Raw genomic sequence first — 14922 nt, forward strand, 5'->3', positions numbered from 1 at the left:
AAAAAACATTTTTCTGAGTTGTCTTATTAATTAGAAATCAATTATTCCCAAATGAAAAAACTAAGCTTCATAATCATACTCTTTTTATCGCTCAACACTTTTGCACAAAATGTAAATTCAAAAGTTGATGAAATTATCAATCGTGAAATGAAAGAAAGACGAATTCCTGGATTACAATTAGCTGTTGTTCAAAATGGCAAAATCGTATTAAGCAAATCGTACGGATACGCAAATATTCAAGACCATATTTCTGTCAAAAACACGACCATTTTTCCAATCAATTCAAATACAAAAATTTTCACTGGTGTTTCTGTAATGCAACTGGTAGAACAAGGCAAAATAGAACTCAATGCGCCTATCAAAAAATATCTAAATGATTTACCTTCAGAATGGCAAAATATAACGGTTGACCAATTGTTGACACACATTTCTGGTTTGCCAGAAATCCTACAACTTCTTGACCCTCTCACCGGTAGCATAGGTCCGTTAAAAACCGAACAAGCCATTTGGGAAAAACTGAAAACACTTCCTTTAGAATTTAAAACAGGCGAACAATTCAGTTATAATCAAACCAATTATTATTTATTAGGAAAGATTATCGAAAAAGTTAGTCATCAATCATTTTCGGATAATTTCGAAAAGAAGCAGTTTGAAGTTGTTGGGATGAAACACACATTATTTGGAGATTCCAGAGATTTGATTCCGCAATTTGCGCCTACTTATCGTTACAGAAATTTATTTGATGGTAAAAAAACTGATGATAAATTGGTAAATAATTATACTGAATTTCCTGATTTTACAAGAACCGGAGCGGGAATCAACAGTACAGCTGAAGATATGGCAAACTGGGTAATTGCTTTGCAAAGTGGTAAATTATTTCAAAAATCTGCAACATTAGATTTGATGTGGTCGCCAAGCAAATTCAACAATGGAAATCCGACCAACTGGACACGAGGTTGGGGAATTGCAAAATTTAGAAAAAACCACAAAGCAATAGGAATGTCTGGCGGAAATAGATCTGCTTTGTTGATTTATCCGGATGATCAATTGGCAATAATTGTTTTGACCAACTTAGGAGGAAGTGCTCCCGAAGATTTTCTGGAAGAGATTGCAGGATGTTACAATGCGGATATTTTAGAAGCTGATCCTTTAACTTTTTTGAGGAAAAACCTGCGAGAAATTGGATTTGATAAAGCGATTGATTTTACAGAAAAGAAGAAAAAGAAAAATCCCGAATTTGATCCACAAGAAGTAGAATTGAATAATTGGGCTTACAGAATGATGGCAAATAATCAACAAACTGAAGCTTTAGAAATTTTCAAGCTTAATGTCCATTTGTTTCCCAATAGTTGGAACGCTTATGATAGTTATGGCGAAGTATTATTAAAAACAGGAAATAAAAATAAGGCAGTCGAAATGTATAAAAAATCTGTTGAGCTGAATCCTAAAAATGAAAATGGCAAAAAAATGATTTTGAAAATTGAAAAGGAAATTGGGAAATAAAACCTTCTCCAATGTAACAAACATTTTTCTGAGTTGTCTTATTAATTAGAAATCAATTATTTCCAAATGAAAAAACTAAGCTTAATCATTCTGCTATCTCTATCACTCAACACTTTTGCGCAAAGTGTAAATGATAAAATCAAAATTTTAGAAAACAATCTCAATTATTGGGACAAATCGAAAACAAAAAAAGCACCTTTAAAAGACAGAATGGCTTTCTACAACGCAAACGCTGTAAGCATTGCCGTCATCAAAGATTACAAAATTGAATGGGTGAAAGCCTACGGTTTTGCAGACGTTTCTGAAAAAAGAGTTGCAACGCCTCAAACACTTTTTCAAGCAGCTTCCATTAGTAAATCTATCAATAGTCTTGGAATTTTAAAATTGGTTCAGGAAGGAAATTTAAGTTTAGATGATGACGTTAATAATTATCTTAAAACCTGGAAATTCCCGTATGATGCAACTTCAAATGGTAAAAAAATTACAATTGCTAATTTGCTATCTCATAAAGCTGGATTGTCTGTACACGGATTTGGTGGTTACAAAAAAGGGGAAGAATTGCCTACGACAATACAGATTCTTGATGGACTGAAACCTTCTAATTCTAGCGCAGTTCGTTCTATTTTTGAGCCTTCTACAAAGTTTCAATATTCCGGCGGTGGAACTACGATTTCTCAATTAATCCTTGAAAATACGACAGGAGAAAAGTACGAAGATTATATGCTGAAAAACGTTTTGATTCCACTGGGAATGAACAACAGTTCTTACAATCAACCACCTTCTAAAGACAAAGAAAACTTGCTTGCAACAGCTTATGATAACGGAAAAGAAGTGAAAGGAAAATACCATATTTACCCTGAAAAAGCGGCAGCCGGATTATGGACAAACCCAACAGATTTGGCCAATTACATTATCGAAACCCAATTGTCTTTATTAGGGAAATCAAATAAAATTTTGTCTAAAGAACTATCCGTAAAAAGAGTAGATCATAATCTTGGCGTATTTTTGAATGATTTTAAAGGCACAAAATATTTCGGTCACAGCGGTGGAAATGAAGGTTTTGTTTGTCATTATGTTGGAAGCCTTGAGGATGGAAACGGGATCGTCGTAATGACAAATGGAAGCAATATGAAGCTTGTTGAAGAAATCGTTTCAAGTATTGCAAGTTTGAATCAATGGAAAAATTATCCTTTGGAACCGATTAAAGAATCTATTGCCTTGGCTATCAAAAAAGAATGTGAAAAAATATCGATAAAGGTATTCAACTCTACAAAAATCTTAAGAAAACTCAACTCAATCAATATAATTTCTCTAATGAAGGTGAATTGAATTCTTTAGGCTACAAGTTTTTACAAAACCATAAAATAGATTCTGCCATCAAGATTTTCAGTTTGAATATTTCTGAATTTCCAAATTCAGCAAATGTTTACGACAGTCGTGGTGAAGCTTATTTTAATAAAAAAGAATATTTGACTTCGAGAAAAGATTATCAAAAGGTTTTAGAGCTTGAACCTACAAACCAAAATGCTAAGGAAATGCTTTCAAAGATTGAAGAAATTTTGAAAAAGAAATAATAGTCGTTGAAATTTTCAACGTTAAAAAAAGTATCGGCGGCACCAAAGGTGCCGCCGATACTATCTTATCTTTAGAAAAAATTTACTCAATGAAACTTTCAACCGCTTCACAAAGTCAGCCAGTTTTTTCTGTTATGAATTGTTACTTTTTTATTCTGAACCGTAATAATGCATTCTAAATGAAATTACAATTCTTCCAATGGATTCCAAAATAGTTTTTTGAAATTTTTTATTCTGAAATTTTCCACTTCAATTCCTTCCGCTTCCAATCTTTCTTGAAATTCAGGAACCGATAAAGTTCCAGAGCTCGAAATCACACGATGCGCAGGAACATCTTTCGGACAACCGCCCATCGCTTTTCCCACGTGACGGGAATGATTTGGGAAACCAACTGCTTTGGCAATTGCTCCGTAACTTGTTACTCTTCCTTTAGGAACTAATTTGGTAATTTCCCAGACTTGTTGTTTGAAGATTTCGTTCATTTTCTGATTTAAATGGATATTCAAATGTAAGAAATAAATCATCTTACTCTATACAACAATCTTGTATAGAAAACCTTGACAAAGTTTATAAATGACAAAAAAATGCATCGTTTAATAACTAAAGGATTGTTGTAAAAAGTAACTCTAGTAAGTTTGGCTAAACTAACTTCTAAAATCTAATTTCTAGCCCCTAATACAACTGTTGCATAATTTTTGAATAACCTTCTATCTAAATCTAAAAGCTATGAAAAAGTCCATTTTTAGAATTCTGAATAAAATCAATAAAGCCGTCTTACCGAAGTTAAGTGATAAAGACCCGACAAAACTGACTAAAGTGCAGAAAGGAATTCTTGCGTACCGTTATTTTGTGTTGACTAATTCTTTGGATTGATAAGCTTTGCGTGAGGGATATGGAGGGCGCGGCGAAGACCGCGGTGCAAAGCACCGGAACGAAGTGGAGCCTGTAGAAGCCCGACCCGAGCATAGGGATTGCTTTGGAGAGGGGCACGCCATTATTCAAAACTCTAATTTTACACTTATCTTTTTCACTGATAGACAACACATTTTTGCTCATTCGTGGCGTAAAAAAAACGTCCCAAAATTTGGAACGTTTTCTATAACTTCAAGCTTCAGACTTCCGTCTTCCCGCTCTATTAATTTTCTAAGATGTAAGAGAACATCAATGGAGCACAAATCGTCGCATCACTTTCAACGATAAATTTCGGTGTTGTGATATCTAATTTACCCCAAGTAATTTTCTCGTTCGGAACTGCTCCTGAATAAGAACCATAAGAAGTCGTCGAATCTGAAATCTGACAGAAATAAGACCAGAACGGAATATCATGCATTTCCATATCCTGATACAACATCGGAACTACACAGATCGGGAAATCTCCTGCAATACCTCCACCAATCTGGAAGAAACCAACTCCTTTTCCTGCCGAGTTTTTCGTGTACCAATCTGCCAAATACGTCATGTATTCGATACCAGATTTCATTGTCGTTGCCGTCAGCTCACCTTTAATACAGTAAGAAGCAAAAATATTACCCATGGTAGAATCTTCCCATCCCGGAACAACGATTGGCAAGTTTTTCTCAGCCGCCGCAATCATCCAAGAATTTTCTCTCGGAATTTCGTAATACTGCTCCAACACTCCAGAAAGAATCATTTTGTACATGAATTCGTGCGGGAAATATCTTTCACCTTTAGCCTCAGCATCTTTCCAGATTTCTACGATGTGCTTCTGCAATCTTCTGAAAGCTTCTTCTTCAGGAATACAAGTATCTGTCACTCTGTTTAAGCCTCTTTCCAGCAAATCCCACTCATCCTGAGCAGTTAAATCTCTATAATGAGGAACTCTTTCGTAGTGAGAATGCGCCACCAAGTTCATCAAATCTTCTTCAAGGTTTGCTCCTGTACAAGAGATAAAATCAACTTTATCCTGACGGATCATTTCAGCCAAAATCTTTCCTAATTCAGCGGTAGACATTGCTCCAGCCAAAGTAATCATCATTTTTCCGCCTTCTTTCAGGTGGGCAACGTATCCTTTTGACGCGTCTACCAAAGCCGCTGCATTGAAGTGCAGGTAATATTTTTCTATGAACTCAGTAATCGGTTTGCTCATTTTTTTATTTTTTTACAAAGATAAAATTTAAAAACGGAAAGTCGCAGCTGCACTTAAAGAAAGTCTGCTTAAACCTTCTCTTTCGTCTTCACCGAAATTCACCGTCGTACCATTGTATTTCATCTTGCTAAGCGTTCCGCCTGTTAATCCCAATTTTGGACCAATAAAAATTTGATTGGTAATCGCATATTGATAAGCAAAATTCGCCTCCAAACCTAGATTAGAACCTGTTCCTTTTACAGAACCTGTTTTGGTGGTGTAAGTAATCACACCCAGTGCGATATCGTAATACAATTTGTGTTTTGTATCCTCTTTAAAGTTCGAAAACATAAAAGCCGGACCAACAAAACTGATGTTATCTTTAGTGCTTACAAATCCGGAAACAGTACCTCCGTTAATATCTTGCACAGTCAGTCTTCCATCGCTGGATGCCATATAATTTGAGTACTTTATACCGATAGCACCATTTCCTTTTAAATGATAATATGCAGAAACATCCACATTTAAACCAGTTTTCAGTCCTTTGATATAATCTTTTGTTTCTTTAGGAATTCCTGAAGGCATTTTTGCCAATCGCCACGCATAACCAACAGAGGGAATTATCGAAATTCTGGGTTCTGATTTTGGAGTTTCTTCTTGTGCTGAAAATAACAACGGGATTGCGAATGCTCCCGACATTAAAAGTTTTTTAAACATGGTCATCGATTTTCCGCAAAAATACTATTTTTTCTAAATGCGGAGAATTAAAATTTAAACCGTCTGTTTTCTTTTTTATTGGAATGCTGCTTTTTCTGCTCAATCCTTTTCTCCACCGAAGATCTCGTCGGTTTTGTTTTTGCCCTGAATTTTGGAATAATTAAAGCTTTATCCACCAACTCTAAGATTTTCTCTATTGCAATTTTCTTGTTTTGAAGCTGCGTTCGGCTTTCGGAAACACTCAGAAATAAAAATCCATCCAGATTAATTCTATTTTTCAGTTTTTCTGAGATTAAATCTTTCTGCCTCTCATTAAAAATTCAGACTCTGAAACTTTCCAAGTAACGGTAACAGCAGTTTCCACTTTATTCACATTTTGCCCTCCTGCCCCACTACTTCGGGAAGTTTTGAAATTCAGCTCTTTGGTAAAATCTTTCATATTTTGCATTTTAATTCCCCTCCTCTGGAGGGGTGGATCAATTTTCAAAAGAAAATTGAGACGGGGTGGTCTTTGAATTATATAATAAATCAATTGCTCTCAATCATTTGGCGAAGTTCAATTCTATTAACCTTTCCATTCGGCGTTCTTGGAATTTCATTCACAAAGATAATTTCCTTCGGTTTATGAAATTTTTGTTGATAGTTAATAGCTGATAATTGATGTATTAAAGATTCAGATTCTTCTCCTTCAATTACAGCTATCAATCTTTGCCCGAGACTTTCGTCCTTCAACCCTAAAAAAACAACTTCATTCGGAATTTCTTTTTTAACTAAAGCTTCCAGTTCTTCAGGAAATATTTTGGCTCCTCCCGAATTGATAATGTTATCTACTCTTCCTAAAAACCTGAATCGATTTTGATTAAATATTTCAACTAAATCATTAGTCTGTAATTTTTCATTATTCAAATTAGGTGCAAAAATTTTCAGACAACCTTTTTCGTCCAAAGAAATAGAAACACCCTCAAAAACGGTAAAATAATCATCCTGATTGGGATAAATCTCTTTCAACGCAATATGAGAAAGCGTTTCAGACATTCCGTAGGTCTCGTAAACTTTCGTTGAGGTATTAGAGTGTTGAAGTATTTGTGTGATTTTCGCTTTTAAAGATTCCGAAACAGCAGCTCCACCGATGATCAGATTTTTAATGAGATGAATTCTATCCAAAGAATTTTCAACCTGCAAAGGAGTCATTGCACAAAAATCAATTTCAATATCTAAATCTTCCAAAGGTTTTATTGACGGTTCGGTTATGATAAGATTTAATTTTCTTTCAAAAGCCCGCACCACCATCATTTTTCCTGAAATATATTCTACGGGAAGACAGACTAAGGCGGAATCATTTCCTTTTAATCCTAAAAAATCACACGTCATTTTTGCAGAATTAAGCATTTTCTTTTTCTCGATTTCAAATATTTTTGGAGTTCCGGTAGAACCTGAAGTCTGTACTTTTACCGTTTCAGAATCCGAAAGCCATTCTTCAAGAAAAAAAATACTTTTTTTCAAAATCTGTTTGAGGTTGTAAATTATTAATTTCGAGATTATTGAACTTGAGCAACATATTTCCGACCGTTTAAATGTTATGTAAATTTAAAGAAAAATTAAAAAATGATTTGTGAATAAAGAAAAAAGCTTTAAATTTGCATCACTAAAACAAACAGACCCATGGTGTAACGGTAGCACTCTGGTTTTTGGTACCATCAGTTGGGGTTCGAATCCCTGTGGGTCTACATAGCAGGAGAAATGATTATTATTATCGTTTCTCCTGTTTTCTTTTTTTGGCAACTCCTTGTTAATCTGGAAAATAAGATTTACGATGGTATTAATTCGGGTGGTTCGATAATGATTTCCGTCAAATTCCAGTTTTTCGGGAAAAATCGAACCGATAATTTTCCTTTTGACAGCAATTCCCCCTTCCGAGTACGTTTTCCAGATATTTGTAAGACTTTCAATAGCCTGATCGATGAGTTTTGGAATGTCAACTTTTGATTGCTCGGGTAGTATATTCAACTGAATTTCCAGTTTTTCAATTTGCTCTTTACAGTCCTTTTTTATCTCAATATATTCATCATCATCAATCGTTTCTGCAAGCAATTTATTTCTTGCTACGGACAATCTGGAATTTAATTTATCGATCTCATCTGATAGTGTTTTCTTTTCAATTCTAGGTGTTTTAATGAATCTCTCATAAGAATTTAAGAATACCTTTCTGACCAATTTCTTTACAGTTTCTGTCATTTGCAACGCCTTTAATCCATCCTCAAAAACAGAATTGACAATCTCAGCTCTGTGGCGAAAACCGCAGGTAGCGTTGCAATGATAATAATAGTATCTGTTATTTCTGCCTTTCGATGCACTTGCAGTAATATTCTTTCCGCAATTAGGACAGATCAAAAAGCCTCTCAATGGAAAATATTCATCTGATAATATCTTGGTGTTAGGTCTTTGTATTCTCTTTTTCCCATCTAAAATATCCTGCACCCTATAAAATAGAGACTCTGTGATCAAAGGCTGATGTTGACCAATAATAAAATAAGCATCTTCTTCTTTAAATTTGGGGATAAAGACCTTTCCACAATAGACAGGATTTCTGATGGCGATATGAAAAGACGTTCTGCTAATTTTCTTCCGAAGTGATTCGTTCATTTTTAATCTTATCTGATTAGAAGCATAGATTCCCTTCGATATTTCTTCGAATGCCCATTTCATTTTTGATGCCTCTGGTTCGCTGAGTGCGATGTACTTTTTGCCGTTTTCAGTTGTTTTGTTGGCATATCCGAATGGTGCTTTTCCCATTACACGACCTTCTTTTACAGCTCTTCTCATTCCATAAAATACATTCAATGCTCGTCGGTCGTTCTCGACCTCGGGCGCAGCCAGATAGATTGCCAGCATCATTTTATTTTCCGGAATAGAAAGATCAAGGGGTTGTTCAACCGCTTGCGGATCTATTCCCAATTTGGTAAGGATGCTTATCATCTGATAGGCATCGCCTGCGTTTCTGCTGAACCTGTCCCATTTGGTAAATAAGATCAGATTGGTTTTAGAACCTTTCTTTTTAAGCTCAACCAACAATTTTGTCCATTCGGGACGGTTGAAGGATTTTGCAGAATGGTCTTCGTAGATAACTCTTCCAACGGTAATATTATTTTGTGAGCAAAAGCGACGTAATCGCTCTTCCTGATCCCTTTGGGAATAGCCTTTGTCTGCTTGTTCGTCTGTAGAAACACGAATATATAGGTCTGCTGTTTTCATAATGATAAATATTTAAATTTTGTGCGTAATGTTGACTGTATGATCAAAGAAGAGAGAGGTGTAATTAACTGTATTCCCGTTTCATAAATGACGCTATGCCGAGAAGTATGTCACTCTTCATCGTTGTCAAAATACTTTTTGATAACGATCAATGTAAGACTGTAGAGAAATTCCATTATCGCTTCGGCTTCCTCCTGCGTTACTTCCATACCTTCGCTTTTGAAGTATTCCATTACTTCCTCTATAGGAATCCTTTTGATTTCTTTTGGCTGAGACATAAATACAGAATTTCCCTAAATATAATTCAGAGAAATTCCAACATTAGATCTTTGATATGTATTGGCATCAATAGTCTTTATTAGTCTGCCTACTCATTGTTATCTCAATAATATAATCTTATTTTATTTCCTTTTTCTCTTCGGAATAGGCTTCAATTCACCTGAAAAATCAAACATATTAACTTGACTTCCTTCGAATGGATTGTAAGAAGGCTGGTAATCGAAATAACCTGAAGAATGTAGTTCCTTTATACACTTATGATAAGTAGCTCTTGAGTGTATTTTACTAATTCGCATAACCTCATCCCTAGAGATATGGATCGGATTCTTAAAGCGATTGAAGTTCCAGAATTGAAATAAAGCCATATACAGGCTGATATGCGTGGGATTTAATGAGTTTTCTTGTGTTACTTTCCCAAAGAAGGCTGTTAAATGTTTGATGTAATTCATTTGCTTGATAGTAATTTGCTGATATCCAATTGAAATATCTCGCAGTGAAAAGCTTGAGAAAGATGAAATAATTATGAAGGTTTATTATTTAATAACTGCTCGATATCTTTGTAATTGTAATATAAAGTTCCTCCAATGCGGGTGTAAGACAAAGTTCCATTAACACGAAGGTTCTGTAATGTTCCAGTGGAAATTTTTAGAAGTTCTTTGACCTCCGTTGATCTTAGCCACAATTTCTTTTCTGAATTTTTGACTTGAAGCAGGTTCTTAATTTCTTCCAGTAATTCTGTCTTGAATATTTGTAAATCTTCTTTTGTAATGATATCTATTTTCATAAGTGTAAATTTGATTTTATTCATCGATCATCTGAAACTGAGGAAAAGTGAGAAATAGAGTCCTGAATTATAAAGAACGTACATTTCAATTAATAGTTTTTTCATATAAAGAGTCTATCTCAAAACTCAGTATTAATTTACCGCCGAGCACAGTTTCCTTGAGCTCATCCATCAACTTGTCTACAATCATTTTCATGTGATCTGCTTTCTCAGTGTTAACTTTTGCTATACTGTGATGTACGCTCATATTATAATCAGTAAAAGAAAATATGTTATTAGAGAATTGATCAAATAGATAGTGGTACTTATGTATGTCCATATCTGCGTAGATACATAGTTGCCAAAGGGCTTCTGTGGTCATATAATTTGGCAGATAGTAGGTTTTTGCATAGATGTATGTTCTACAAAAGGACAAGAGAAATAAAGCAAAGATATTATCTACCCCTTGATAATTTTCTTTTTCTCCATCAATCAGTTTATAAAACTGCAATGAACTTCCCAATGTGCTTTTGTAATAAAAATACAGGTCATTGTGCTGTGGATGATGGGGCGTTTCCCAATGTGGTTCCGGATGATACTGATCTGAGGAATAGACGAGATGTTTACCTTGCATAATGAAAACAAAGAAGCTCTGGTACTCACGGAGATTCTTTTGAATCCAGTAACGATCGTGACCCACCAATAAAAACCTGTATTGAGTTCCAAAAAGGCTCATCAAAGAATGCGTGATGGCTTTAATTTTTTCATTGTTTACATTCAGACCAATTAGCAGGAAATAGTAAGTTTTGACATCTCCATACGTTGTTTGATGAAAAAAATAGATCTGTTCCAATTCTGCGAAGGTCAATATTCTGTCAATAGCCTTCTCGAGAATTTCATCTTTTGGAGAGTCCTCGATTGGAAATAGACTTTCACCAGCATTACATATCTTCTCGTATTGCTTTTTGATAAGATATTTCAAATTGTAGAATCTAACTGTAATAAATGTATATAATGAATCCGAAATGATGCGCAACGAATCAAACATTTCTGAATTGTAGATTATATCATCCTCTTCAATTAAATTCTTTGTTTCTTCAAAAATTTCAGTGATAAAATATTCGTGCTGATTTTTTTTGACAAAATGAAGCTTGAGTTCTGGAATGTAGATCAGCAGTTTATTTATCCTTTTGTTCAGATCAATGTTGAATGTCCTGTTTCCGGTAAATAATTCTTCCAAATATTCAAGATCATATTCTATCAGTTTTTCATAAGAAGTAAAGACACTATTGTAGGAATTCTCAGCGATCAGTCTTTCGACCTGCAACTGATGGATCTCGTGGTCGTGGTGAAAAGTATCTTCGTAATGATTAAACTTTTTGTGATATTTTTTCCAGTTTCTATTGATCAAAACTGAAGAACGAGAGTCTTCTTTCTGATAAATCATTGATGATTGCTGACAATAGTATTCTATGAATGGATGACCTTTTGAGAATTGGTATTCGATTCTGGAATAATCAATGAAATAAATATAGATCTGATATTGTTCTCTGACTTCGGCAACCCATCTTTTTGACTGCAATTTTAAAGCATCTGCATTTTTAGAAACGGAGATCAGTAGGTGTGATTTCGTTGAGTTCTTTTCCTGCTTGTGGAATATCTCAACAATTGAATAGTCGTGTACAAGATAATTCAATGTATTTTCCAAGAACTCGTTGGCGAGAACTGAAAACGGAGATTTATTTGGCGTTTTCATAGCTGATCGTTTTTTGTTTCATAATCACTATCGTAGTATATAAAGATAGCCTCAATAAATAAGCGAACCAAGGCAAACCATACCATCATATCGATATGTACACCCATTTCGGGATCGCTGTCAAATCCCAAAGTCTGTTTCAAAACAAAATCAGGGTCTTTAATATTTTCTTGATATTTCTTAAAGTAATCAATTCCTACTATTGATAATATTAGGAGGAATAGCTCATTAATACATTCCTCGGAAGTGATTGCATTCATTATATAATTTATGCTATCAAATTGAGTCACATCATCGACCTTGGATTTACTCAAATTACCCTTATCCTTGTCAAAGTAAAAATGAATGAGTAATAACAGGCAGGACAGCAGTCCTGCCGTCTTGACATCCCGCCTGCTTGCATCTTTGATCTCAATCTCTCCTGATAATAATTTCTCCAATTCGTATTCTTGAATCAAATCAGGATAGCTATCGAGCAGTTCTGTAAGTGTGGGATTATTCAGTTGGTCACGCAGGCAGAATATACCTAATTCAAGATCTTCTCCTTGAGAATTCTGAACCAGAATACTTAATGCGATCTCAGCTTGCTCTCTTGTTTGTACAAGCTGTTTCTCTTTACTAAAGGGTGTGTTCTTTTTCATTTCAATAATTTTGCTTTAGTAAAGTTGACGAAGGAGTGAAGGATATTCTATTCTAGAAAGGGATATATTATTCAGAATTACCCGTCACGTATTTTTGATCTTTTCTATTCCACGCTCGCGCATCAACTGTGCTGCATCAAGCATTTTGACCACATGGATATACGGTGTTATTAAATCAATGTCAACAAACTCTTCGACGAAAGGAGACGCTGATAGATGTAAGATCTCACAAAGAAAAAAATCAAATTCGGCAATGGTTTTTTCGGTAAATGCTCTTTGAAATACAAGGAAAGGATTAAGATATTCGTCCTTTAATAAAGAAGCTTGATGCAGGTAAGACCAGCTTTCGGGTGCTTTTTTGATCTTCCATTTTTTGTCTTTTCGCTGTATCCTTACACAGGCTTTCAGGAAAGAGCGGAAAGCAGTGTAAAAGACAAATAGCTGTCCCGGATAATCACTATTGTAGACTTCTTTCTTTTGGACAAACAGCATTGCTCCTGCCAAGATTTGCTTGTGTGAATCCAGATCTGCATAATCAAAAAAGGAGTCGATCAGTGCAAAAGGATCCTCAATCTCTTCTGCTGACCAGAAAAAAGATTCCAAGGATATTTTAGAATTTTTCATAGGAAAAGGATTTAATATAGAGAACTAAATTCTGTTGTTGCCGTCGACTAATCTATTCTTTTAGTGAATAAAATATCCGTTGGAAGGGATATTTTACAGGATAATTTTTTAACTTTACAATTCAGACGAATTAACAGAAATGGCTTTATCTTTAAGCCTTTAAAATTTTGATAACCGCTATGGAACAGAAAATACATCAGGGAAGAAACGTGAAACGCTTTAGAGAAATGCTTGGAATCAAGCAGGAGGCTTTAGCTTTTGACTTGGGCGAAGAATGGAATCAAAAGAAAATTTCTTTGTTGGAGCAAAAGGATATTATAGAAGATGATCTTTTGAAAGCAATTTCAAATGCTCTTAAAATTCCTGTAGAGGCTTTTCAGAACTTTGATGAGGAACTAGCTGTTAATGTTATTGCTAATACGTTCGGGGATCATAGCATTGGATTTCAAAGAAATGACAATCCTACGTTTCATCCAGTTGAGCAAATTTTAAAACTTCACGAGGAAAAGATTGCATTGTACGAAAGAATGTTGAAAGAGAAAGACGAAATGATGGATAGGCTGGAGAAGCTTATCAATAAATAAAAACCATAAAAGTATTTATTCAATATTGAATAAATCATAACTAGATTATAATCCCAACAAAAGTTGGGATTTTGCATTTTAAAAACTTAGATTGGATTGTCAGTAGAAGTCAATTGTATGAAAAAATCAGGAAAAAATTTAGAAAAGCTAGTTCGAATCGTAGAAGAAGTTTATCAAACAGATTCAAACACACAAATTTTGAGTAACCATAAAATTGAAAATCTTGATGAAAATCTGAGGGAGATAGATCTACTTATCAAATCTGTGGTTAATGATTTCGAAATTATAATTGCGATAGAATGTAAAGAATATTCTAGAAAAGTATCTGTAGAAAAAATTGAAGCTTTTAACTCAAAATGTCTTCGTATTCCTAACATTAATAAAAAAATATTAATCTCAGAAAAAGGTTTTCAGAAAGATGCGATTGCTGCTGCAAATGTTTTTGGGATTGAATTGTATTCATTTTCAGAGATCGAAGCCAATTCATTCGAAATACTGGGATTTGCTATTAAACAATTAAAACCGAGACTTGCAAAATATAACTTGACAGGCATTAAATTTGAAAAGCCTCTAAATCAAGAAACAATTATTGACAGCAATTCTATTTTTAGAACAGAACTCGATGGTCTGGATTTAGACTTTTTTCAAACCTTTCAGCTGTATGCAAAGCCAAATTGGGGTATGATAATGAAGCACGCAATGTTCAGTTGGATGAAAGAAAAAACGGAAGAAAATGAGATTACTTTGGAGATTAAATATGAAAATCTGTTTTTAATCTATAAAAAAGAAAACATAAAAATTGACAGTATTTCTTGGAGTGCAGTTGTGAAATTTGATTTTGTGGAAGTTAAAACAAATGTGAGAGAAATTTTAAATCTCAAAACAAACAAAACTAAGGCAAAAACATTAAGCTTTACATTAAATGACAAAGCAGAAGGTAGTATTGTAGTTGACAAAAATAATGATTTGCACATTTTTGATACTACTGATAACCAATCTCACAAGCTAGGATTGCTATTCAGCTATGATCCTAAAACTGATAAGATTGAATATCCAAAAAAGTAATAAATATTAACTTGCACTGACTTCAAATTATTCTCTGTTCTATCTTCAGCATATATCTATTTTTTATTATAAAAAACT

At 34.3% G+C, this 14922-nt stretch carries 15 protein-coding genes, 1 tRNA gene and 2 pseudogenes; 7 read left to right on the plus strand and 11 right to left on the minus strand.

Annotated elements, in window-relative coordinates; translation table 11 throughout:
* Positions 1 to 51 precede the first annotated feature (51 nt).
* The 3 genes from EAG08_RS07625 (at position 52) to EAG08_RS07635 (ending at position 3077) form a co-directional block, all read left to right on the plus strand.
* Positions 52 to 1503 carry a serine hydrolase domain-containing protein gene (locus EAG08_RS07625; RefSeq protein ID WP_129534927.1) on the plus strand — a complete coding sequence of 484 codons (1452 nt, stop codon included), beginning with the start codon at positions 52 to 54 and terminating at the stop codon, positions 1501 to 1503.
* Between the two features lie 66 nt (positions 1504 to 1569).
* On the plus strand, positions 1570 to 2832 hold the full coding sequence (locus tag EAG08_RS07630) for a serine hydrolase domain-containing protein (protein WP_129534928.1): 1263 nt from the start codon (positions 1570 to 1572) through the stop codon (positions 2830 to 2832).
* Entirely contained in the window at positions 2829 to 3077 is a 249-nt protein-coding gene (locus tag EAG08_RS07635; protein ID WP_164998541.1) for a tetratricopeptide repeat protein, read from the plus strand. The genes EAG08_RS07630 and EAG08_RS07635 overlap by 4 nt, the downstream gene beginning before the upstream one ends.
* Positions 3078 to 3262: 185 nt before the next feature.
* Here the strand turns inward: EAG08_RS07635 and EAG08_RS07640 are convergent, their stop codons facing one another.
* Positions 3263 to 3559, minus strand: a complete 297-nt coding sequence (locus EAG08_RS07640) for an MGMT family protein (protein ID WP_129534930.1) — start codon at positions 3557 to 3559, stop codon at positions 3263 to 3265.
* A gap of 244 nt (positions 3560 to 3803) precedes the next feature.
* Here EAG08_RS07640 and EAG08_RS21335 point away from each other — a divergent pair, with 244 nt between their 5' ends.
* Positions 3804 to 3950, plus strand: a complete 147-nt coding sequence (locus EAG08_RS21335) for a hypothetical protein (RefSeq protein ID WP_164998542.1) — start codon at positions 3804 to 3806, stop codon at positions 3948 to 3950.
* Between the two features lie 262 nt (positions 3951 to 4212).
* Here the strand turns inward: EAG08_RS21335 and EAG08_RS07645 are convergent, their stop codons facing one another.
* The 4 genes and pseudogenes from EAG08_RS07645 to EAG08_RS07660 all read right to left on the minus strand — a co-directional run bounded on the left by EAG08_RS07645 (position 4213) and on the right by EAG08_RS07660 (position 7438).
* Positions 4213 to 5184: a deoxyhypusine synthase family protein gene (locus EAG08_RS07645; RefSeq protein ID WP_047444737.1), complete on the minus strand. Its 972-nt coding sequence runs from the start codon at positions 5182 to 5184 to the stop codon at positions 4213 to 4215.
* 27 nt (positions 5185 to 5211) lie between these two features.
* Complete coding sequence (locus EAG08_RS07650) at positions 5212 to 5880, minus strand: hypothetical protein (RefSeq protein ID WP_129534931.1); 669 nt, start codon at positions 5878 to 5880, stop codon at positions 5212 to 5214.
* A gap of 292 nt (positions 5881 to 6172) precedes the next feature.
* Positions 6173 to 6319: a peptide chain release factor family protein gene (locus tag EAG08_RS21965; protein WP_228446821.1), complete on the minus strand. Its 147-nt coding sequence runs from the start codon at positions 6317 to 6319 to the stop codon at positions 6173 to 6175.
* Positions 6320 to 6408: 89 nt separating this feature from the next.
* A pseudogene (locus EAG08_RS07660) lies at positions 6409 to 7438 on the minus strand (AMP-binding protein).
* A gap of 98 nt (positions 7439 to 7536) precedes the next feature.
* Here EAG08_RS07660 and EAG08_RS07665 point away from each other — a divergent pair.
* Positions 7537 to 7607: transfer RNA gene (locus EAG08_RS07665), tRNA-Gln, on the plus strand.
* Positions 7608 to 8226: 619 nt separating this feature from the next.
* Here EAG08_RS07665 and EAG08_RS21970 read toward each other — a convergent pair.
* The 6 genes and pseudogenes from EAG08_RS21970 to EAG08_RS07700 form a co-directional block, all read right to left on the minus strand.
* A pseudogene (locus EAG08_RS21970) lies at positions 8227 to 9132 on the minus strand (recombinase family protein); the annotation flags it as partial.
* A gap of 110 nt (positions 9133 to 9242) precedes the next feature.
* Positions 9243 to 9410, minus strand: coding sequence for a DUF2624 family protein (locus EAG08_RS07675; protein WP_129534933.1), 168 nt, complete (start codon positions 9408 to 9410; stop codon positions 9243 to 9245).
* Positions 9411 to 9931: 521 nt separating this feature from the next.
* The gene (locus tag EAG08_RS07685; RefSeq protein WP_129534934.1) at positions 9932 to 10195 is read right to left on the minus strand and encodes a helix-turn-helix domain-containing protein; all 264 of its coding nucleotides are present in this window, start codon (positions 10193 to 10195) and stop codon (positions 9932 to 9934) included.
* Positions 10196 to 10280: 85 nt separating this feature from the next.
* Entirely contained in the window at positions 10281 to 11930 is a 1650-nt protein-coding gene (locus tag EAG08_RS07690) for a hypothetical protein (protein WP_129534935.1), read from the minus strand.
* Positions 11927 to 12571 carry a hypothetical protein gene (locus EAG08_RS07695; protein ID WP_129534936.1) on the minus strand — a complete coding sequence of 215 codons (645 nt, stop codon included), beginning with the start codon at positions 12569 to 12571 and terminating at the stop codon, positions 11927 to 11929. The genes EAG08_RS07690 and EAG08_RS07695 overlap by 4 nt, the downstream gene beginning before the upstream one ends.
* Before the next feature lie 84 nt (positions 12572 to 12655).
* Positions 12656 to 13195, minus strand: coding sequence for a hypothetical protein (locus EAG08_RS07700; protein WP_129534937.1), 540 nt, complete (start codon positions 13193 to 13195; stop codon positions 12656 to 12658).
* A gap of 179 nt (positions 13196 to 13374) precedes the next feature.
* Here EAG08_RS07700 and EAG08_RS07705 point away from each other — a divergent pair, with 179 nt between their 5' ends.
* Both EAG08_RS07705 and EAG08_RS07710 read left to right on the plus strand, forming a co-directional pair.
* Entirely contained in the window at positions 13375 to 13779 is a 405-nt protein-coding gene (locus EAG08_RS07705) for a helix-turn-helix domain-containing protein (RefSeq protein ID WP_129534938.1), read from the plus strand.
* 117 nt (positions 13780 to 13896) lie between these two features.
* On the plus strand, positions 13897 to 14844 hold the full coding sequence (locus EAG08_RS07710) for a restriction endonuclease (protein WP_129534939.1): 948 nt from the start codon (positions 13897 to 13899) through the stop codon (positions 14842 to 14844).
* The last annotated feature ends 78 nt before the right edge of the window (positions 14845 to 14922 follow it).

Source organism: Chryseobacterium sp. 3008163, from assembly GCF_003669035.1.
GTDB lineage: Bacteria > Bacteroidota > Bacteroidia > Flavobacteriales > Weeksellaceae > Chryseobacterium.